The following is an 18,182-nucleotide window of genomic DNA, read 5'->3' as shown; positions in this document are numbered from 1 at the left end:
CCGTTTTCGGACCAATTCTCCATGTTCGCTCCACAATCGCACGGTAGCCTTCATGCTCCTTCTACACGTTGGCGGGCTGGTGGTCAGGCGTATCACTTCAGTGGCAGTGCCCAGGACCGGGCGCGGACTCTCCCTGCAGGCAGTGCTGCGCCCGGGCGCGCTGCTGACCAGCCTGGCGCTTGCAGGTTGCATGTCGGTGCCGGCTCCGGACCTGCCTGATCGCACACCCAGCACCTGGACCCAGGTGCCGCAGGGCAAGGGCGTAGCGGTGGATGCCAGGCAGTGGTGGAAGGTGCTGGCCGACCCGGCGCTGGACGGCCTGGTCGACCAGGCCATCGCCGGCAATCTTGATCTGCAGCAGGCCACGTTGCGCCTGCAGGCGGTGCGCATCGTCGCCGACGCCTCCAACGCGCGCTTTCTGCCGGAAATCACCGCCAGCGCCAAGCAGGTGCAGGATGCTGCTGCGGTCGACACTTATTTCCATGCCGGTATCGAAGCGATCTGGGACCTGGGCCTGTTCGGTGCCGCCGAGAGCGCGCAGTTGAGCGCGCAGGCCTCGGCCGGCAATGCCGAGGCGCTGCGCAATGCCGCACAGGTGGCGGTGATTGCCGACGTAGTGCGCAGTTATCTGGACCTGACCGTGGCCCAGGCCCAGCAGGATCTGCTGGCCCGGCAGCAGGCCGTGGATGATCGCGGCGAACAACTGGCACTGGTTCGCCTGCGCTTGCGCCTGGATGAGCCGGGCGAGCTGGAACGCCTGCGTGCGCGCCAGGCCGCGACCCGAGCAGCGACGGCGCAGGCCCGCGAAAACGCGGACAACGCGGCCCGCGCGCTGGCGCTGCTGCTGGGGCGTGACGGGCCGGATCCCGCCTGGCGTGCATACCGCGCGCCGCCGAAGCTCGGTGCATTCTCACTGCAGCAGGTCCCTGCGGATCTGCTGCGCCACCGCCCGCAGATCCTGCTGGCCGAATCGGAGGTGATGCAGGCCGCGGCCAGCAAGGGTTCGGCGCGCGCAGCGATGTATCCACGGGTCAGCCTTGGCGGCTCCATCCTGTACGCGTACAACCTCACCCAGAACGCCCGCTCCAATTCCGACTCCAGTCCGTCGATCGGCCCGTACATCGATATTCCGCTGTGGGACTGGGGCCAGCGTCGCGCGCGCTTCCATGCCGATGAGAAGCAACTGGACGCCGCATTACTCGGCTACCGCAAGGCCGTGCTGGAAGGCGTGAGCGAAGTGGAAGCTGCACTGGGCAGCCTGGCGCGGCAGGACAGCAGCATCCAGTCGCTGCGCGCGGCCAACGATGCCGCCGGGCAGCAGGTCAAGCGCCAGGCGCGGCAGGTGCAGCTGGGCCTGTCCAGCGAGTTCGATGGGCTGGATACGCAGCGTGCCGTATTGGCCTCGCAGGCCGACCTGATCGGTGCTCAGGGCGCGCGCGTGCTGGCCTTTGCGTCGCTGTACCGCGCCCTCGGTGGCGCCCCGCTGCCTGCCGAGGGCGAGGGTGGATCGCAATGATCGCACTCGCCCGCAAGACCCTGGCCTATGAGTGGCGCCGGTTCCTGCCGGTGGTGCTGGCGATGTGTTTCGCCGGTGTACTGTTGATCGTGCAGGCCGCACTGGTGCTGGGCATCTTCGGTACCGCTGCGATCTACGTGAAGGCATCCTCGGCCGATCTCTGGGCCGGTTTTCCCGGCACCCAGAGCGTCAACTACGGCCATGCGATCAGCGCCGACGTCGAAAGCCACCTGCGCATGGACCCGGATGTCACCCGCGTCGAACCCTACGAGTGGGTCGACGGCGAATGGCGGTCCGGCGCGCAGGGCACTGGCAATGTGTCGGTGTACCTGTCCGGCATCTCCACCCGGGACGACGCGATGATGTTCGCGCGCATCCTCCCGGCGAACCTGCGCGCGCAGCTGCGCGAGCCGGGTGCGGTGATCGTCGACAGCGCTGATCTGGATACGCTGGGCGTGGACCTGCAGAACAACCGTGCCTGGATCAATGGCAAGGCGGTGCGCGTGGTCGCTGCACAACCGGGCCTGCGGGGCCTTGGTGGTGTCAACGTGCTGGCCTCGCTGGACACCGCGCGCGCCATCGCCGGCACCGACCCACACGAGGGAAGCACCTATTTCGTGGCGGGCTTGCGCTCGCCGGACCTGGCCGACCGCGTGCGTGACCGCCTGGCCGCGTCGATGGGCCAGGCCACACCGGTCGAGTTCTGGACCGCGCCGGCGTTCGCCAGCCGTTCGCAGCAGTATTGGCTGTTCGATACCGGCGCAGGGATCGCCGTGTTGTTCATGGCCGTCATCGTCTGCTTCGTCGGTGCGGTGATCACCAACCAGTCGTTCGCCTCGGTGGTGGCCGGCTCGGTACGCGAGTACGCCACGCTCAATGCACTCGGTGCAGGCCGCTATGCGCTGGCACGGGTGGTGTTCGAGCAGGCATTGCTGATCGGTGGCGTGGGCATGCTGCTGGCGGCGGCGTTCAGCACGTTGGTGCTGTTGATCGCGCAGACCCAGCGCGTGCCGGTGCAGCTGACGCCGATGGTGATCCTCGGCTGCGTGGCGCTGGTCGCGGTGATGGCCATGCTCTCCAGCATCATGGCGGTGCGCAGTGTCGTCCGCTCCGATCCATCGTTGCTGCTGCGTTGAGGACCGGCCGATGACTTCCACACGCGCCATCGCCCCGACCCTGCAGGCCGAAGCATTGGAAAAAGGCTTCATGTCCGGTGATGTGCAGGTGCCGGTGCTGCGTGGCCTGTCGCTGGACATCTATCCCGGCGAGCTGACCCTGGTATCCGGCCCGTCCGGCTGCGGCAAGAGCACGCTGCTGTCGCTGCTGTCCGGCCTGTCCGCACCCGATGGCGGTCGCGTGCACGCGCTGGGCCAGGACGTGGGCCACATGACCCGCAGTGAAGTGGAGCGTTTCCGCCTGCACCATGTCGGCTTCGTGTTCCAGGGCTTCAACCTGTTCCCGGCACTGACTGCGTTGGAGCAGGTGCAGCTGCCACTGGGCTACCGCGGCATGCGCAATCGCGAAAGCGAGCCGCTGGCCCGCAAGGCGCTGGAAGAAGTCGGCCTCGGCCATCGAAGCCACATGCGCCCGGCGCAGCTGTCCGGTGGCGAGAAACAGCGCGTGGCGGTTGCCCGCGCGTTTGCCAAGTCGCCGACCCTGATCTTCGCAGACGAACCCACCAGCGCGCTGGATGCCGAGAACGGCCAGCGCGTGATCGACATCCTGCATCGCTACGCACGTGCGCATGGCGCCACCGTGCTGTGCGTGAGCCACGATCCGCGCCTGATCCGGCATGCCGATCGGGTGATCGCCATGGAAGACGGCATGGTCCGTGATGACCGCCGCCAGAACGAAACCGTAGAGTCCGCCCCATGACCAAGACGTCGCATCTGCTTCCCCTCAGCCTGGCCCTGTCCGCGGCACTGCTGCTCGGCGCCTGTTCCAGGGAAGCGCCCACCGCTGCATCGGCACCCTCAGGCAAGGAGGGGACTGCCGCCGCCGGCAAGGTCGCCGTGGCGCGGGGCATCATTGACGTCGAAGGTGGCCTGATCGCACTGGCACCGCCGGTGGATGGCTCGATCACTGCAGCGCCGGTGAAGGAAGGCGCCACGGTGAAGAAGGGGCAGCTGCTGCTGTCGCTGGATGGCGCCCTGTTGGAGCAGGAAGTGGCAATGGCCACCGCCGATCTGGCCTTGGCCAATGACCGCCTGAAGGGCAGCCAGGCGCAGCTGCGCGAACTGGAACGCAACGCCACCCGCCTGTCCACGGGCGCCAGCGAAGGTGTGTCCTCGAACCAGCAGGCCGATGCGGCCAAACAGCAGCTGGCCGGTGTGCGTGCCGATGTCGAGGTGGCCGGTGCGCAGGTCGACATGGCGCAGCACAAGCTGGAGCACGCGAAGCTGAAACTGCAGCAGATGTCGTTGAGCGCGCCGGAAGCCGGCACCGTGGTCGGCCAGGTGCCGGGCGTCGGTGCCTTCGTGCAGGCGGGCAAGCCGGCGATCTCGTTGCTGCCGGCGCGCCCGCTGCAGGTGCGCGCCGAACTGAGCGCCGCCTACGCCGATGCGGTGCAGGTAGGCATGAAAGCGGCGGTGGTACCGGACAGTGATGGTGCCGAGAACACCGGCACGCTGCCGACCGCACGCGTGGTACGCATCAGCCCGGTGTTCGCGCAGGCACGCCTGCCTGAAGATGCAGGGCGTGGCGTGGCCAAGGTGGTGGAGTGTGTGCTGGAGTTCGATGGCGAGGCCAAGGCACGCTTCGGCCAGCATGTGCGGGTAGAGTTCCGGAAGTAGGCCTAGCGTGGTGGCGGACGCCTGAACGCCCGCCACGCGCTCACCGCCGACACCCCGCACAGCGCCAGCAGCAGGCCCACGTCCAACAGCAGCAGCCACAGCAGGTGCATGCCTTGTACCGGCGGCTGGTGCATCGCCGACAGCATCCACGGTACCGACCACACCAGCAGCAAGGCAAAGGCGATCAGCAGACGCAGCCACAGGCGTTTCAGTTTCCAAGGCCGCACGATCAACGCGGCCACCACCAGCTCAACCGTTCCCAGCAGCGCGAACAGGATGACGGTGCTGGTCGGGTAGGGCAGCTCAGCGCCTTCCAGTCGGTGCAGCAGCCAGTAGTCCGGGGTGAAACCGGCATTGACCAGCGCGGCGATCAGCGCCAGCCAGGTCAGCGCGACCAGCAACCAGAAAAGGCGGACGTAGCGTCTCGGCATCGGCGGTGTCCGTGCTTGGGCGGGGCAGCGTACCCCAGCGCGGACGCCCGTGACCGCATGATGTGAAGACTGTTGACGGCGTGAAGGAATTTGGACACAATGGCGCTCCTTCGACGCAGGTCGAACGGAATCTGCGGGAATAGCTCAGTTGGTAGAGCGCAACCTTGCCAAGGTTGAGGTCGCGAGTTCGAGTCTCGTTTCCCGCTCCAGAATCTACAGGGCCCCGGTAGGGGCCTTGTTTTTCTCCCGCCACGGCAAGGCGGGGCACGTTGGGCCACAAGGCTTTACGCGCAGTCAGAAAGGTGAAATCGCTGGTGTGTTTTCCGGATTTCCGGTAGCATGTCGGCTTACGCGGGAATAGCTCAGTTGGTAGAGCGCAACCTTGCCAAGGTTGAGGTCGCGAGTTCGAGTCTCGTTTCCCGCTCCATGTTCCGACAGGCCCCATCTTGGGGTTTTGTCTTGTCAGGGCTACGTTCCTGGCGTGAAGTACGTTGGCCTCATGGCAGAGTGGCTATGCACCGGATTGCAAATCCGTTTACAGCGGTTCGATTCCGCTTGAGGCCTCCAATTGAAAAGCCCTGACTCCGGTCAGGGCTTTTTTGTTTGGCTGCGATCGATTCCCCGCTCGCGCGATCGCCACCCGACCTGGCGGTCAGTCATGGCGGATGCGGTGGCGCTACACTCGCGTGATGAACCAGATTGATCATTTCCGCGGGGCTTTGCTCGGCCTCGCGTGCGGCGATGCCGTCGGTACCACGCTGGAATTCAAGCCCCGTGGCAGCTTCACCCCGATTACCGACATGGTGGGTGGTGGGCCGTTCCACCTGCAGCCGGGGCAATGGACTGACGATACTTCCATGGCGATGTGCCTGGCCGAGAGCCTGGCGCGCTGCGACACCTTCGACCCCCGCGATCAGATGAACCGCTACGCCAACTGGTACCGGCACGGTTACTGGAGTGCGACCGGCGAGTGCTTCGATATCGGTATGGCAACGCGAGCTGCGATCGACCGGTTCCTGCAGGACGGCCATCCGCTGGCGGGGAGTGACGACCCACGCAGTGCTGGCAATGGCTCGATCATGCGTTTGGCGCCGGTAGCATTGCGCTACGCCGGGACTCCCGATCTGCAGGCCATGGCCGAGCTGAGTTCGCGGACGACGCACGCTGCGCAGGAGTGCCTGGAGGCGTGCCGCTTGCTGGCGGTCGCGCTGGAGCGGGCGTTGGCAGGGAGCACCCGCGACGGGGTGCTGGATCTCAGCAATGTCCCCGTCAAGAGCGCGCGGCTGCAGCAGATCGCGGCGGGCGGCTACCGCGGTGCCGCGCGTGAGCAGATCCGTGGCAATGGTTATGTTGTTGACAGTCTGGAAGCAGCACTCTGGTGCTTTGATCGCCACGACACCTTTGAAGCCGTCGTACTCGAGGCGGCCAATCTTGGCGAGGACGCCGACACCACGGCCGCCATCGCGGGGCAGCTGGCGGGGGCATTCCATGGTGCGCGCGGAATCCCCGGGCGGTGGTTGCAGCGGCTGGCCCTGCGTGCCGAAATCCAGGCGCTGGCCGATGCGCTGCACGCCTTGAACCAGGGCAGCGACCGCGCTGCGTGAGTCGGGTTCCCTGCCTGTGAACTGCGCCGGCAGGATGCTCCCTGCCGCCGCCATTTCCGACGCCGCGCTGCTTCACCTGCAGCCGTTCGCCACGTCCCGATCGCCAGTCTCAGCCGGCCACGACATGGAAAGGCGCTATGGTCGAGTTCCACGTCTCAGGGAGCCGCAATGGCGAGCACGGACATCACGCGTCGTTCCAGCCACGGAGCGAAACGGAAATGAGCAAAGTCACGGCAGATGTGCGCTGGTTGACCTTTCGCTTGAAGAACGGGCAATCCATCGGGCCGGACCGGTTGAAGGATGGCTGGATCATCGCTTCGGAAACCGCCCGCTGCGGGGTGCGCCGTGAGCATATCGAGGGGTCGGGCCTGGTCTACGCCCTTTATGCGCCGGCCAATCTGGCTTCGCCGCGTCGCGCGGAAATGCGCATGCGCGAATTCCTGATGAGCTCGGGCTACACCTTCACGATGGGCACGCTGGGCGGCTGAGCTGCGCGCGGGCCGCGATTGTTCAACGCTGTGCGGCCTTCAACGCCTCGATGATCTGCGCTCCGGAGAAGCCACAATGGCCTTCGCCAACGGGCGGCAGCACCTGTGGCAGCGGACGGGCGCCGGCCCGTGCGGCCGTCTGCGGATACACTGTCTGCATGCGCGGCACGATCGTCGGGTCGTTGTTGTTGAGCTGGATCACCAGCGGTCGCCTCAACGCACCGCTCAATGCCAGCTCCCTGCGGACAGCGGCCTGCGCGGCAGGCACGGCATCGACACGTCGCACGCCGGCATTGAACGCCATGTCGTCACCGAAGCCGCTGTAAGCCACGCCTCTGTTGCCCACCGGCATGCCGCCACTGCGCGTGGCCAGTTCGTGCAGGACCAGTGCATGCAGGCTGATCGTGCCGGCCAGTGCATCAGCGGACACCTGCAGCCGCTGTGCCAGCAACGCGGCATGCGAGGGGCTGCGTTGCAGCGCACTGGAGATGCCTTGGTACAGTTCGCCCTGTGGCAGCGCAGCCGCTTCGGGTGAGAGCAGGCCCGCAGCCGGCAGGCCTTCGGCCTTGGCAAAGAAGTAATCGAAAGCGACCAGCGTGGTCAGCAGATCACTCGCGATCTGTTCGCCACTGAGATTGGCGCCGCATAGCGACACGCCACCAGCGTAGTGTTGCGGGAACCGTTCGAGGCTGGCGAGGGTCACGGCGCCGCCCATCGAAAATCCCAGCATCCAGATATGGCGCACGTGCTTGAGTTCAGCCACTGCATGTCGGCGCAGGCGTTCCATGTCGGTGATCGCATCGGCCACCGCCCAGCCCTGACTGGCATAGGCGCTCTGCGCGACGGCGTAGCCTGCAGCCAGCAATGGCGCGGTGCCGTCATTGGCAGCCATCGGCGTAGCACGTGGCATGCCTACCGGCTCGTAGCCGTGCGCCAGCATCACCAGGTCACCGTTCCAGTCGGCCGGCACGTCCAGGCGCCACGGCGCGCCCTGCAGCTCGCCGCTCAGCGTGCGTGCCGCCGTTGGCGCTGACGCCAGCAAGGTCGTCGAAGGCAGCAGCAGGCCGAGGGCGAGGGCGCATCGAAGCAGGGCGGGCATCGGGGTCATTCCATGCGGGAATGACCCCGAGCATAGATGCCAGCGAAATGTTGCGCGCGCTGCACTGCCGCAGGAAGGGCGGGCTGGGGGGCGCCCGCTCCCAGAGTTGATCACGTCCGCTAAGGGGGTGATTCCGATACGATGTGTCGCCTTGATCTCTTTCTACTTTACCCAGGGTCCCGTCATGGTCGACCGTCTCGCCATTCTGCTTGAACGCTTTGCGGTCACTGCCTCGGTGTTCCATGCCGGTGCGCTGTGCGGTATCAACATGCTGGAGGGGGAGAATGAGGCCGGGCAGCTGCACCTGGTGCGGCGCGGTCCGTTGCAGGTCAGCCACGGCCGGCAGACCGTGCAGGTCGAGGTCCCCAGCCTGCTGCTGTACCCGCGACCGATGCCGCATCGCTTCAGCACTGATCCGCAGCACGGCGCCGACATGGCCTGCGCCAACCTGCATTTCGAGGGCGGTCGGCTCAACCCGATCAGCGCCGCGTTGCCCGATTTCATCTGCATGCCGCTGGCGGATCTCCATGGCGGCAACGCAGCGCTGGAACTGCTGTTCGAGGAGGCCTTCGAGCAGCGCTGCGGACGTGCGGTGATGGTCAACCGGTTGTTCGAGGTAGTGATGATCCAGGTGCTGCGCCAACTGATGGAAGGGGGCGGGATGCGTGGTGGCCTGTTTGCCGGGCTGGGTCATCCACGGCTGCGGCTGGCACTGGTAGCAATGCATGAGGCGCCCGCACAGTCCTGGACCCTGGAAGACCTGGCCGAGGTTGCCGGCATGTCACGCAGCGTGTTTGCTGCCAGTTTCCGCGAGGCGATGGGTACCACGCCCGGGCAGTACCTGCAGGGTTGGCGGGTGGGCCTGGCGCAGCAGGCACTGCGTCAGGGGCGCCCGCTGAAACGGATTGCCGACGACGTGGGTTATGGCAGCGAAGCCGCGCTGTCGCGCGCGTTCAAGGCGCATACCGGGCTGTCGCCGCGGGAATGGCGCGGGCAGACCCGGGCCAGCGCGGCCTGAGCGCTCAGCCCAGCAGCAGCCGGGCCAGCTTCATGCCGCCGAACAGGCCGGCCAGGCCCAGTGCCACCGAGCCGCCGGCATACAGGGCCGCCAGCCCATGCTGGCCGCGCTGCAGCAGCAGGCCGATCTCCAGTGCATAGGTGGAAAACGTGGTGTAGCCGCCGAGGATGCCGGTGGCCAGCAACAATCGCAGCTGTGGCGAGGCGCCATTGCGCATCGCGAAGACCTCGACCACGACGCCCATCAGGAGCGCGCCGCTGATGTTGATCAGGAAGGTCGACCAGGGCCAGGGACTGCCGGCCACTACCCGCGCGCCGAGCAGATTGCAGGCGTGGCGCAGGCAGGCACCGATGCCGCCTCCGATGAAGACCAGGAAATAGCCGTTCAGTGCGTGCATGGGGTGCCTCGAATACGGGTTCGCAGGGTCAATGGCGAACGCCGAGGGCAGGCACGACCCGCCGTCGACGAACACCGGGTTCGTCATGGCAGGAGCCATCAGCCTTCTCAGGCGGTTATCGGGGGAGCCCCATCCCCATCGAGGCCCATGCTACCAGCGGCGGTGCATTTACGTCATCGAGGTCGTCAGAACCCGGGCAACCTTGCTGCGGCTGAAGCCGTCCATCAGCAGTTCAAACGCGAGCAGATCCAAGGCCGCGTGGCGCCGGTGGTCGATCTCCAGACCGTTCTCGGCCACCAGATGGCTGACCAGCTCGTAGGCGTCCTGCCAGACATCCAGGTGGGCCTGGCTGGGGATGTAGGCATTGCCAGGCTCACCGACGCCAAGCCCGCTGACCCCGTACAGCAGCTCGCGTGCGTCCAGCTTGGCCGCATCGGCGATGCGGAACAGCTGTTCGGCCTTTACGTGCGAGGCGCTCACGTGGTCGTTGAGCCAGTTGCTGATGGTTGCTGTCGTTGATTTGGCGGCGCGTGCCAGATCGGCCGGGCGTGGGTGCCCGGCTTTCTTCATGGCTGCCGCGAGTCGTTGGCCGAGAGTATTCATCTATGCAAGCCAGCTTAACGCGTGGATTGCGAAGAAGCCTTGTCGCAAGAATCAGTCTGGTTAACAGAAGGACCGACCGTGACCGAATTCTGGAGCAAGCGGCAGGTACGAACCCGGCTGGGATTCCGCACCGACGCGGAACTGGCGCGCTTCTTTGGCATCAGCCGTTCCGCAGTGTCGCAATGGCCGAGGGACTTTCCCATTCCTCCATTGCGGCAGTACATCCTCCATCAGCGCTACCCGAACCTTTTTCCGACAACTGAAGCGCGGGCAGACGAATCCATCTGATTTGCGCCGCCTTTTGTCGCATCCAGCCTGCTTAACCCGATGCGCTAAGTACACTTAGCAAAATAGGCAAGTTCAATCGATCCCAAGCTGATAATCAGTGCCGCCTACTGCGGACGTCGTGCTGTGCTTCCTGACGCCTGTCGGCTTCGCCCCATCCGGCACCCCCAGGGCCCCGTATGTAGTTTCGTGAACGATTAATAATTTCAATCACGAAAGTCGCTGCATGTAATTGACCTGTCGTGAAATCTGTGACTAATTGGAGTCAACCAGTCGTGAAGCCTGGGAGTCTTTCAGTAGCACGCAAGTGAGTCGGTAGACCGTCAACGATGCAGGACAAGTCCAACGGAGGTCGTATGGAATACGGCATGAATGGCTTGGCTGAACGGGTACGCCGCGAACTGGAAGCCAGTTATCACAAACACGGATGCGGTCCGGCGTTCTGGGATACCTACCAGCAGGTGCTGGATCGCCTGGTCCCACAGGGGACCGAGCGTACCGAAGTCACCAACGAGATGGCGCTGATCATCGAACAGTTGGGCATCGTCCGGCGCGCCCAGCTTGTGCCGCCGCACGCCAACACGTCGCGTTGATTCACATCAGGCGCCAGGCGCCGCAGGCAAGCAGCGCGAGCAACAAGGACAGCAGGGCCAACGTCCGGGGGCGCCACAGGCGCTTCGGTTGTCCGGCCATCGCCTGCGGACTGCAGTAGCGCACCAGCCCAGGACCGAAACCGGCCCGGAGCTGTTGTTGTGCGCAGGCCTCCAGGCAGGCGCCACAGGCCAGGCAATCGGCCTGCGGTCCCTGGCGGATGTCCAGTTGCATCGGGCAGGCACGAACGCAGGCTGCGCAATCGGTGCAGTCACCCAGGCGGTCGGCGCTGAAGGTCGGCATCGGTCCTGCCAGCAGCGGATGCGCAGCGCGGAATGCGTAGTCCTGCGCAGTGGTCGGGTCGAGCAGGCCGCGGCCACGGCCCAGCACCCCGCCGAGACCGGACGGGCGTGGCCCGCGCGGCTCACCGCGGCGGGCGTCGTACAGCATGCGCGGCGTATGCGGATCGGTCAGCAGCGGCTGCATGCGTGCGAACGGGCACAGCGAACGGCACACCTGCTCACGCAGGAAACCGGCGTTTCCCCAGGTGGCGGCGGCGTAGAACAGCACCCAGAACGTTTCCCACCCGCTCCAGCCAGCGCTTGGCGCGGCGGCCAGCAATCCGCTGATCGGGCTGAACAGGCCGACGAAGGTGATGCCGGTCCACACTGACAGCAGGCCCCAGGCCAGCTGGGTGGCTGGGCCCGCCGCAGGTGCGGGCAGTACCCGCGCCGCGCTGCGGGCGATCCAGTCGAAGGCACGGCGCCACAGCGTCTGCGGGCAGGCGTGGCCGCACCAGATGCGCCCGGCGAGGTGGGTCAGCAGCGCGAGGCTTACTACCAGTACCGCCAGCAGGCCGATCAGCGCGCCGACGTCGCCGGGCCACAAGGTCCAGCCAAACAGGTCGAATCGCCGCGCGCTGATGTCCAGCAGCAGCGCCTGGCGTCCTTCCCAGCGCAGCCACGGCAGTGCGTAGAACACCACCAGCAGGGCAGCGCTGAGCGTGCCGCGCCAATGCCAGGGACGGGGTACCCGGGTGCAGGACGTGCTCATCCCAGCGGCAGCTCCTCGTCGTCATCGCCCGGCAGGGGCCGCTGCAGGTACCAGGTGACCGCGCTGGACAGTGCAGTGACCGACCAGAACATGAAGAATCCTGCCGTATAGCCCAGTTCGCGGCTGATGGCCGTGCCCGGGAAACTGATGGCCTGCAGGCGCAATGGATCGACGAAGGCGAAGAACACCACGCTGGCAACGCCGGCGGCGATGAAGCTGGGCCAGAGGATCGCGCCCCAGTGCTGGATCAGCCGCTGGCGGCGGTTGGGAAAAGGTCTGTTCATGCTGTCCCCGATCGAAAAGTGGGCGGCGCGTATACTTCGCCAGGATCGGCGCCGTATCCGCAGGGCATGCTTCCTGCAAGCGTGCCAGCCTAGGCGCAGCGGATTGCGCCGACATTGATCTGGATCAACGGCGCTGCCGCCTGGGTGCGGCAGCCTGCCTGCAAGCTTTGGATGCCCCGATGAACGCAACACAGCCGCCTGTCCTCCCCGTCGCCTCGCCCGGGTTGTGCACCGAGCAGGAAGTGACCCGACTGGTCCACGATTTCTATGCCCGCGTGCGAGCGGAAGAGCGGCTGGGACCGGTGTTCGAGGCGCACGTGCACGACTGGCCCGGGCACCTGGCGCAGCTGGTCGACTTCTGGTCGGCGATGCTGCGTGGCACTCGCCGCTTCAAGGGCTCGCCGATGTCCAAGCACATGGCCATCGAGCTGGACAAGGACCTGTTCGATCGCTGGCTGGTGCTGTTCCGGGCCACCACTGCCGAGTGCGGTAACCCGCCGATGCAGGAACTGGCCAACGACGTGGCTGCGCGGATCGGTGACACCTTCTGGAAGCGCTACCAGATGCTGCGCTGGCCGCAGGTCGGCCTGCCGGTACTGGGGATCGCCGGCAAGCATTGATCTGGGTCAAGGCGGCATAGGCCGCCTGGCGCGATGCTGGGGGCATGGACACGTTCTCTCCCGCTGCCGGTGGCCTGGCCTGGACCTTCGACCCCGATCTGCTGCGCCGGCACGACCGGCCCGGGCCGCGCTACACCTCGTATCCGACCGCGCCCCATTTCCACGATGGCTTCGGCGCGCCGGCGCTGCGCCAGGCGATCGCCGACAGCAACCAGCTGGCCCGCGCGCTGTCGCTGTACGTGCATGTGCCGTTCTGTTCCAGCCCCTGCTTCTACTGTGGCTGCAACCGGGTGATCACCCGCGACCGCGGACGTGGCCACAGCTATGTGTCGCGCGTGCTGGCCGAGGCCGACCTGCTGGCGCCGCAGTTCGAGGACGGCCGTGAGGTCATCCAGCTGCATCTGGGCGGTGGCACGCCGAATTTCCTCGAGGCCGAGGCGATGACCACGCTGGTGGAAGGGCTGCGCCGGCGCTTCGATTTCAGCGATTCACCGCAGCGCGATTTCTCGATCGAACTCGATCCTCGCTTCATCGACACCCGCGACGTCGCCATGCTGGCGCGCCTGGGATTCAACCGGGCCAGCCTGGGCGTGCAGGATTTCGACCCGCAGGTGCAGGAATCGATCAACCGCATCCAGGGCGTGCAGCAGACACTGGACATCCTGAGCGCCTGCCGCGACAGCGGCATGCGTTCGGTCAACGTCGACCTGATCTACGGCCTGCCCGGGCAGAGCCTGGAGGGGTTCGGCCGCACCCTCGATAGGGTGCTGGCGCTGCGTCCGGACCGCCTGGCGGTGTACGGATACGCGCATCTGCCGCATCTGTTCCGTGCGCAGAAGCAGATCGACGAAAGCCGCTTGCCTTCGCCGGAGGACAAACTGGCGCTGCTGGGTCTGGCGGTGGAGACGCTCTCTGCGGCCGGCTACCAGTACATCGGCATGGATCACTTCGCATTGCCGGAAGAAGATCTGTCGCGCGCACAACGCGCCGGGCAGCTGCATCGCAATTTCATGGGCTATACCACCCACGCCGATACCGATCTGCTCGGCCTGGGCGTGAGTGCGATCAGCCACATCGGTGCCACCTACAGCCAGAATCCGCGCGACCTGCCGTCATGGGAGGATGCCGTGGACCAGGGGCAGCTGCCGGTGTGGCGCGGCGTGGCGCTGAGCGCTGACGACCAGCTGCGTGCGGAACTGATCCAGCAGTTGATGTGCCAGGGCGAGGTCGATGGCGTGCAGCTGGGTCAGCGCCACGGCGTGGATTTCGAACAATACTTTGCCGAGGACCTGCATTCGGTACAGCGGCTGCAGGAAGACGGGCTGGCCGAATACCGCGATGGTGTGGTGCGTTCCAGCGAACCGGGGCGACCGCTGCTGCGGTTGCTGGCGATGTGCTTCGATCCGTACCTGCGTGCCACTCACGAGCAACCGCGTTACTCGCGGGCGATCTGAGTGTGGGTTGCGCGGCGTGCGTATGGTGCCCGGAGCCGGAATCGAACCGGCATGGGGTTGCCCCCGGCGGATTTTAAGTCCGATGCGTCTACCAGTTTCGCCATCCGGGCCAGCAGCGCGGCGCCGATTGTAGCCCACCTGCGGTGCCTCGGCCTGTTTGCATCACGGCGGTCGCGTGCTTAACTGCCGATCGTATTCATGTCATAGTCCCTGCCATCGTTCCCAGGGGGGGAGCCATCTGATGTCGCTGCACGCGATTGCCTATGCCAGCGAGGCCCGCGCCGATCTGCAGACAACCGATCTTGACCGCCTGCTGGCCGATGCCACGGCATTCAATCGTGTAGCTGGAGTCACCGGCGTCCTGATGTTCGATGGCAGCCGTTTCCTGCAGTATCTCGAAGGCCCGCAGGACGGTATCGATTCGGTGTTCCAGCGCATCCTCAACGCGCGCAGCCATGGGCAGCTGCACGTACTGTGCCGCGCTCCGGTGGTGCAGCGGGCATTTCCGCGCTGGTCGATGGGTACGCGGCGCATCGAGCCAGAACCACTGGCGCAGATCGTCGACGCCGCTTGGCCCGGCTTCCTGCTTGGCAGCGGTGGATTTGAACGCCTGCTGCAGGCCTGGACCGGTGCCGACGGTGAGCTGGAACCGGCGGCGGTGGCGTTGGGGTCCTGAGCCCGCCTTGGCGGCAGGGCGCCGGGGCCGGTAGGCTGTAGCCTTTCTGGCGCAGGTTTTCCGGAGTGGTGCAGCAGATGAGTGTGTTGGCCGAAGCCATGGCAGCGTATGTGCGATTGCATCGATTGCATGGGATGTGCCGATGAGTGTGCCGGTTGCGGCGGCCAGTGACCCTCGGTTTGCGGTGGTCGGCCTGGGCTATGTCGGCCTGCCGTTGGCGGTGGCGTTTGGCCGGCAGTGGCCGACGTTGGGCTTCGATATCGACGCCGGTCGCATCGCCGAGCTGCGCAGCGGCCAGGACCACACACTGGAAATGGAAGCCGACGAGCTGGCCAGTGCGCACCTGTTGCAGTACGGCAGCGATCCGGCACTGCTTGATGCCTGCAATGTCTACATCGTCACCGTGCCGACCCCGATCGATGCCTACGAACAGCCCGATCTGGAGCCGTTGCGTTCGGCCACGCGCCTGATTGCCAGCCATCTCCGCGCCGGAGATCTGGTGATCTACGAGTCCACGGTCTACCCCGGAACCACCGAGGAAGTGTGCGTGCCGCTGCTGGAACAAGGGTCCGGCCTGCGCTTCAACGAAGACTTCTACTGCGGCTACAGCCCCGAACGGGTCAGCCCCGGTGACCGCCAGCGGCGCCTTGCCGACATCCGCAAGATCACCTCCGGATCGACCCCGGAGGTCGCTGCGGTGATTGATGGTCTGTACCAGCGCATCATTGCCGCCGGTACGTTCCCGGCCCCTTCGATGCGCGTGGCTGAAGCGGCCAAGGTGGTCGAGAACATCCAGCGTGACGTCAACATCGCGCTGGTCAACGAGCTGGCCCTGATCTTCGACCGGCTCGGCATCGACACCCAGGACGTGCTGGATGCCGCCGGCAGCAAGTGGAACTTCCTGCCGTTCCGCCCGGGCCTGGTCGGTGGTCACTGCATCGGCGTCGATCCGTACTACCTGCTGCACAAGTCCGAGAGCGTGGGTTACCACCCGGACCTGATCCACACCGCGCGACAGGTCAATAACCGCGTCGGCGAGCACGTAGCGGCTCGGGTGCTGGCGATGCTGGCCGAGCGTGGCCGTGCGCCGGCGGATGCACGCATCCTGGTCCTGGGCGTGACCTTCAAGGAGGATTGCCCGGACCTGCGCAACAGTCGCGCGTTGGAACTGGCACAGCGCTTGCGCGATGCCGGTGCGAGGGTCGAGGTAAGCGACCCGTGGGTCGGCCCGGCGGCATTGACCGGCGAGGGCCTGGACTGGCTGGCCGAGCCCGGGGCAGGGCGCTATGACGCGGTGGTGCTGGCGGTGGCCCACGCCCGTTTCAAGGCGATGGATGAATCCGCAATCCGCGCGCTGCTGGCGCCCGGTGGCCTGGTCTACGACGTGAAATCGGCCTGGCCGCGCAACGTGGTTGACGATCGTTTGTAAGCCCCGGCTGCGAACGGCGCGGTAGACTCGGGGGCAGTTGCAACCGAGGAACGCCATGCACCGGTATATCGTCTACCTGCTCGCCATCCTGATGTTCCCGATATGCCTGTGGCTGGCCACGATCTGGCCAGCGTGGTACTGGGGCGTCGGCCTGACTGCCGCGATGGTGGCGCTGGGGACCTGGGACCTGCTGCAGAAACGCAGCACGTTGCGCCGCAATTATCCGGTGATGGCGCACTTCCGTTACGGGCTGGAGTCGATCGGTCCGGAGATCCGCCAGTACTTCGTGCAGAGCGACCTGGAAGACGTGCCGTTCTCGCGCCAGCAGCGCGCGCTGATCTACCAGCGCGCAAAGAACGAGATGGACACGGTGCCGTTCGGCACCCTGCGCAGCACTTATGCGGTGGACTACGAGTGGATCAACCATTCGCTGGCACCGACGACGATTGCCAAGCATGACTTCCGCGTCCTGATCGGCCCGAACTGCGCCAAGCCTTATTCGGCCAGCGTGTTCAACATCTCGGCGATGAGCTTTGGCTCGCTGTCAGCCAATGCGATCCGCGCACTGAACGAAGGCGCGCGCCGCGGTGGCTTCTACCACGACACCGGCGAAGGATCGATTTCGCCCTACCACCGCGAAATGGGCGGCGACCTGGTGTGGGAGATCGGCTCGGGGTACTTCGGTTGCCGTGACGAGAAAGGTGGTTTCAGCGAGGAGCGCTTCGTTGCCAACGCTACCCACGATCAGGTCAAGATGATCGAGATCAAGCTGTCGCAGGGGGCCAAGCCGGGCCACGGCGGTGTGCTGCCGGCACCAAAAGTGACCGCCGAGATCTCGGTGACCCGTGGCGTGCCGATGGGCGTTGACTGCGTGTCGCCGTCGCGCCATTCGGCGTTCTCCACGCCGGTTGAACTGTTGCAGTTCGTGGCCCGCCTGCGCGAACTGTCCGGTGGCAAGCCGGTCGGTTTCAAGTTGGCCATCGGCCACCCGTGGGAATGGTTCGGCATCGCCAAGGCGATGCAGGAAACCGGCCTGTTGCCGGACTTCATCGTGGTGGATGGCGCCGAAGGCGGCACCGGCGCGGCACCGGCCGAGTTCGTCGATCATGTCGGCGTGCCGATGCATGAGGCACTGCTGCTGGTGCACAACACCCTGGTCGGCCTCGACCTGCGTGAGCGCATCCGCATCGGCGCGGCCGGCAAGATCACCAGTGCGTTCGACATCGCACGGACCATCGCGTTGGGGGCCGACTGGTGCAATGCCGGCCGAGGCTTCATGTTCGCGCTGGGCTGCATCCAGTCGCTGAGCTGCCATACCGACAAGTGTCCGACCGGGATCGCTACCCAGGATCCCGCGCGCTGGAAGCATCTGGATGCACCGGACAAGGCTGCTCGTGTCTACAGCTACCACGAGCACACGCTGCATGCCTTGAAGGAACTGCTGTGTGCCGCTGGCCTCAATGATCCGGCCGAGCTGGGGCCGGAACACATCCTGCGCCGTGTCTCGCCGGTGGAGATCCGTTCGCTGGCCTCGTTGTACCGCTACCTGGAGCCAGGCGAACTGCTGCACAAGGTGCCCGACCATGCGGTGTTCCATGCGTTCTGGGCCGATGCGCGCAGCGACTCGTTCCAGCCACCGCCGAAGATCCAGGCGCTGCGCGCCAGCAAGTCGCGATAACGTGATGTTGTAGAGCCGAGCCCATGCTCGGCTGATCTTCGTTCCAACATCGCGATGCGTGATCGAGAAGCAGCCGAGCATAGGCTCGGCTCTACAAGGAGATGTAATGCAGTTCAGGACCGGCACCATGGATGACGTGGCCATGTTGTGGGCGCTGGGGCGCC

General features: G+C 65.9%; 20 protein-coding genes, 4 tRNA genes and 1 riboswitch. Of the genes, 17 read left to right on the top strand and 7 right to left on the bottom strand.

Annotation, left to right across the window (positions count from 1 at the left end):
* The first annotated feature begins 52 nt into the window (after positions 1-52).
* The 4 genes from O0J15_RS02415 to O0J15_RS02400 are packed head-to-tail and all read left to right on the top strand — an operon-like array spanning position 53 to position 4,308.
* Positions 53-1,516 carry an efflux transporter outer membrane subunit gene (locus tag O0J15_RS02415; RefSeq protein ID WP_308305014.1) on the top strand — a complete coding sequence of 488 codons (1,464 nt, stop codon included), beginning with the start codon at positions 53-55 and terminating at the stop codon, positions 1,514-1,516.
* Positions 1,513-2,652: an ABC transporter permease gene (locus O0J15_RS02410; RefSeq protein ID WP_099495017.1), complete on the top strand. Its 1,140-nt coding sequence runs from the start codon at positions 1,513-1,515 to the stop codon at positions 2,650-2,652. Before O0J15_RS02415 ends, O0J15_RS02410 begins: the two co-directional genes overlap by 4 nt.
* 10 nt (positions 2,653-2,662) lie before the next feature.
* A complete protein-coding gene (locus tag O0J15_RS02405; RefSeq protein ID WP_111096516.1) occupies positions 2,663-3,391 on the top strand; it encodes an ABC transporter ATP-binding protein in 729 nt (242 codons plus the stop codon).
* The gene (locus tag O0J15_RS02400; RefSeq protein WP_308305013.1) at positions 3,388-4,308 is read left to right on the top strand and encodes an HlyD family efflux transporter periplasmic adaptor subunit; all 921 of its coding nucleotides are present in this window, start codon (positions 3,388-3,390) and stop codon (positions 4,306-4,308) included. The genes O0J15_RS02405 and O0J15_RS02400 overlap by 4 nt, the downstream gene beginning before the upstream one ends.
* 2 nt (positions 4,309-4,310) lie before the next feature.
* Here the strand turns inward: O0J15_RS02400 and O0J15_RS02395 are convergent, their stop codons facing one another.
* On the bottom strand, positions 4,311-4,739 hold the full coding sequence (locus O0J15_RS02395) for a hypothetical protein (protein WP_021202080.1): 429 nt from the start codon (positions 4,737-4,739) through the stop codon (positions 4,311-4,313).
* A 133-nt stretch (positions 4,740-4,872) separates the two neighbouring features.
* Between O0J15_RS02395 and O0J15_RS02390 the strand changes: the two genes are divergently transcribed.
* The 5 genes from O0J15_RS02390 (at position 4,873) to O0J15_RS02370 (ending at position 6,831) form a co-directional block, all read left to right on the top strand.
* Positions 4,873-4,948, top strand: a tRNA-Gly gene (locus O0J15_RS02390).
* Positions 4,949-5,090: 142 nt separating this feature from the next.
* Positions 5,091-5,166, top strand: a tRNA-Gly gene (locus tag O0J15_RS02385).
* Between the two features lie 66 nt (positions 5,167-5,232).
* Positions 5,233-5,306, top strand: a tRNA-Cys gene (locus O0J15_RS02380).
* Between the two features lie 122 nt (positions 5,307-5,428).
* The gene (locus tag O0J15_RS02375; RefSeq protein WP_155029255.1) at positions 5,429-6,343 is read left to right on the top strand and encodes an ADP-ribosylglycohydrolase family protein; all 915 of its coding nucleotides are present in this window, start codon (positions 5,429-5,431) and stop codon (positions 6,341-6,343) included.
* Between the two features lie 218 nt (positions 6,344-6,561).
* On the top strand, positions 6,562-6,831 hold the full coding sequence (locus O0J15_RS02370; RefSeq protein ID WP_020723485.1) for a hypothetical protein: 270 nt from the start codon (positions 6,562-6,564) through the stop codon (positions 6,829-6,831).
* 22 nt (positions 6,832-6,853) lie between these two features.
* Here the strand turns inward: O0J15_RS02370 and O0J15_RS02365 are convergent, their stop codons facing one another.
* On the bottom strand, positions 6,854-7,930 hold the full coding sequence (locus tag O0J15_RS02365; protein WP_308305012.1) for a hypothetical protein: 1,077 nt from the start codon (positions 7,928-7,930) through the stop codon (positions 6,854-6,856).
* A 184-nt stretch (positions 7,931-8,114) separates the two neighbouring features.
* On the opposite strand from O0J15_RS02365, the gene O0J15_RS02360 reads away from it, so the two are divergent.
* Positions 8,115-8,948, top strand: a complete 834-nt coding sequence (locus tag O0J15_RS02360; RefSeq protein WP_019658975.1) for an AraC family transcriptional regulator — start codon at positions 8,115-8,117, stop codon at positions 8,946-8,948.
* Positions 8,949-8,952: 4 nt separating this feature from the next.
* Here the strand turns inward: O0J15_RS02360 and crcB are convergent, their stop codons facing one another.
* On the bottom strand, positions 8,953-9,345 hold the full coding sequence (gene crcB, locus O0J15_RS02355; RefSeq protein ID WP_021204393.1) for a fluoride efflux transporter CrcB: 393 nt from the start codon (positions 9,343-9,345) through the stop codon (positions 8,953-8,955).
* Between the two features lie 82 nt (positions 9,346-9,427).
* A riboswitch (Fluoride riboswitch) is annotated at positions 9,428-9,491 on the bottom strand.
* A gap of 22 nt (positions 9,492-9,513) precedes the next feature.
* Positions 9,514-9,915: an XRE family transcriptional regulator gene (locus O0J15_RS02350; protein WP_019658973.1), complete on the bottom strand. Its 402-nt coding sequence runs from the start codon at positions 9,913-9,915 to the stop codon at positions 9,514-9,516.
* Positions 9,916-10,026: 111 nt separating this feature from the next.
* On the opposite strand from O0J15_RS02350, the gene O0J15_RS02345 reads away from it, so the two are divergent.
* Entirely contained in the window at positions 10,027-10,236 is a 210-nt protein-coding gene (locus tag O0J15_RS02345; RefSeq protein WP_019658972.1) for a hypothetical protein, read from the top strand.
* Between the two features lie 353 nt (positions 10,237-10,589).
* Positions 10,590-10,826 (top strand): hypothetical protein, encoded by a 237-nt coding sequence (locus O0J15_RS02340; protein WP_308305037.1) that lies wholly within the window; start codon positions 10,590-10,592, stop codon positions 10,824-10,826.
* A 1-nt stretch (position 10,827) separates the two neighbouring features.
* Here O0J15_RS02340 and O0J15_RS02335 read toward each other — a convergent pair whose 3' ends face one another.
* Positions 10,828-11,877 carry a 4Fe-4S dicluster domain-containing protein gene (locus tag O0J15_RS02335; protein WP_308305011.1) on the bottom strand — a complete coding sequence of 350 codons (1,050 nt, stop codon included), beginning with the start codon at positions 11,875-11,877 and terminating at the stop codon, positions 10,828-10,830.
* Positions 11,874-12,161, bottom strand: a complete 288-nt coding sequence (locus O0J15_RS02330) for a hypothetical protein (RefSeq protein WP_019658969.1) — start codon at positions 12,159-12,161, stop codon at positions 11,874-11,876. The genes O0J15_RS02335 and O0J15_RS02330 overlap by 4 nt, the downstream gene beginning before the upstream one ends.
* A 179-nt stretch (positions 12,162-12,340) precedes the next feature.
* Between O0J15_RS02330 and O0J15_RS02325 the strand changes: the two genes are divergently transcribed.
* Together O0J15_RS02325 and hemN are read left to right on the top strand one after the other, a co-directional pair.
* Complete coding sequence (locus O0J15_RS02325; RefSeq protein WP_021204395.1) at positions 12,341-12,781, top strand: group III truncated hemoglobin; 441 nt, start codon at positions 12,341-12,343, stop codon at positions 12,779-12,781.
* Positions 12,782-12,825: 44 nt separating this feature from the next.
* Positions 12,826-14,235 (top strand): oxygen-independent coproporphyrinogen III oxidase, encoded by a 1,410-nt coding sequence (hemN, locus tag O0J15_RS02320; RefSeq protein ID WP_019658967.1) that lies wholly within the window; start codon positions 12,826-12,828, stop codon positions 14,233-14,235.
* Between the two features lie 23 nt (positions 14,236-14,258).
* On the opposite strand, the gene O0J15_RS02315 is transcribed toward hemN, so the two are convergent.
* Positions 14,259-14,345: transfer RNA gene (locus O0J15_RS02315), tRNA-Leu, on the bottom strand.
* Positions 14,346-14,476: 131 nt separating this feature from the next.
* Here O0J15_RS02315 and O0J15_RS02310 point away from each other — a divergent pair.
* The 3 genes from O0J15_RS02310 to O0J15_RS02300 all read left to right on the top strand — a co-directional run bounded on the left by O0J15_RS02310 (position 14,477) and on the right by O0J15_RS02300 (position 18,018).
* Positions 14,477-14,911 carry a BLUF domain-containing protein gene (locus O0J15_RS02310; protein ID WP_019658901.1) on the top strand — a complete coding sequence of 145 codons (435 nt, stop codon included), beginning with the start codon at positions 14,477-14,479 and terminating at the stop codon, positions 14,909-14,911.
* A 142-nt stretch (positions 14,912-15,053) separates the two neighbouring features.
* The gene (locus O0J15_RS02305; RefSeq protein WP_019658900.1) at positions 15,054-16,340 is read left to right on the top strand and encodes a nucleotide sugar dehydrogenase; all 1,287 of its coding nucleotides are present in this window, start codon (positions 15,054-15,056) and stop codon (positions 16,338-16,340) included.
* A gap of 55 nt (positions 16,341-16,395) precedes the next feature.
* On the top strand, positions 16,396-18,018 hold the full coding sequence (locus O0J15_RS02300; protein ID WP_021204397.1) for an FMN-binding glutamate synthase family protein: 1,623 nt from the start codon (positions 16,396-16,398) through the stop codon (positions 18,016-18,018).
* The last annotated feature ends 164 nt before the right edge of the window (positions 18,019-18,182 follow it).

The organism is Stenotrophomonas sp. Sm10, assembly GCF_030985515.1.
GTDB lineage: Bacteria > Pseudomonadota > Gammaproteobacteria > Xanthomonadales > Xanthomonadaceae > Stenotrophomonas > Stenotrophomonas hibiscicola.
The sequence above is the reverse complement of the archived record's forward strand: the minus strand, read 5'-3'. Positions and strand labels throughout refer to the sequence as shown.

Coding starts and splice junctions, on each gene's coding strand:
- O0J15_RS02415 (WP_308305014.1), top strand. CDS start 53: ATGCTCCTTCTACACGTTGGCGGGCTGGTGGTCAGGCGTATCACTTCA.
- O0J15_RS02410 (WP_099495017.1), top strand. CDS start 1,513: ATGATCGCACTCGCCCGCAAGACCCTGGCCTATGAGTGGCGCCGGTTC.
- O0J15_RS02405 (WP_111096516.1), top strand. CDS start 2,663: ATGACTTCCACACGCGCCATCGCCCCGACCCTGCAGGCCGAAGCATTG.
- O0J15_RS02400 (WP_308305013.1), top strand. CDS start 3,388: ATGACCAAGACGTCGCATCTGCTTCCCCTCAGCCTGGCCCTGTCCGCG.
- O0J15_RS02395 (WP_021202080.1), bottom strand. CDS start 4,739: ATGCCGAGACGCTACGTCCGCCTTTTCTGGTTGCTGGTCGCGCTGACC.
- O0J15_RS02375 (WP_155029255.1), top strand. CDS start 5,429: ATGAACCAGATTGATCATTTCCGCGGGGCTTTGCTCGGCCTCGCGTGC.
- O0J15_RS02370 (WP_020723485.1), top strand. CDS start 6,562: ATGAGCAAAGTCACGGCAGATGTGCGCTGGTTGACCTTTCGCTTGAAG.
- O0J15_RS02365 (WP_308305012.1), bottom strand. CDS start 7,930: ATGCCCGCCCTGCTTCGATGCGCCCTCGCCCTCGGCCTGCTGCTGCCT.
- O0J15_RS02360 (WP_019658975.1), top strand. CDS start 8,115: ATGGTCGACCGTCTCGCCATTCTGCTTGAACGCTTTGCGGTCACTGCC.
- crcB (WP_021204393.1), bottom strand. CDS start 9,345: ATGCACGCACTGAACGGCTATTTCCTGGTCTTCATCGGAGGCGGCATC.
- O0J15_RS02350 (WP_019658973.1), bottom strand. CDS start 9,915: ATGAAGAAAGCCGGGCACCCACGCCCGGCCGATCTGGCACGCGCCGCC.
- O0J15_RS02340 (WP_308305037.1), top strand. CDS start 10,590: ATGGAATACGGCATGAATGGCTTGGCTGAACGGGTACGCCGCGAACTG.
- O0J15_RS02335 (WP_308305011.1), bottom strand. CDS start 11,877: ATGAGCACGTCCTGCACCCGGGTACCCCGTCCCTGGCATTGGCGCGGC.
- O0J15_RS02330 (WP_019658969.1), bottom strand. CDS start 12,161: ATGAACAGACCTTTTCCCAACCGCCGCCAGCGGCTGATCCAGCACTGG.
- O0J15_RS02325 (WP_021204395.1), top strand. CDS start 12,341: ATGAACGCAACACAGCCGCCTGTCCTCCCCGTCGCCTCGCCCGGGTTG.
- hemN (WP_019658967.1), top strand. CDS start 12,826: ATGGACACGTTCTCTCCCGCTGCCGGTGGCCTGGCCTGGACCTTCGAC.
- O0J15_RS02310 (WP_019658901.1), top strand. CDS start 14,477: ATGTCGCTGCACGCGATTGCCTATGCCAGCGAGGCCCGCGCCGATCTG.
- O0J15_RS02305 (WP_019658900.1), top strand. CDS start 15,054: ATGAGTGTGCCGGTTGCGGCGGCCAGTGACCCTCGGTTTGCGGTGGTC.
- O0J15_RS02300 (WP_021204397.1), top strand. CDS start 16,396: ATGCACCGGTATATCGTCTACCTGCTCGCCATCCTGATGTTCCCGATA.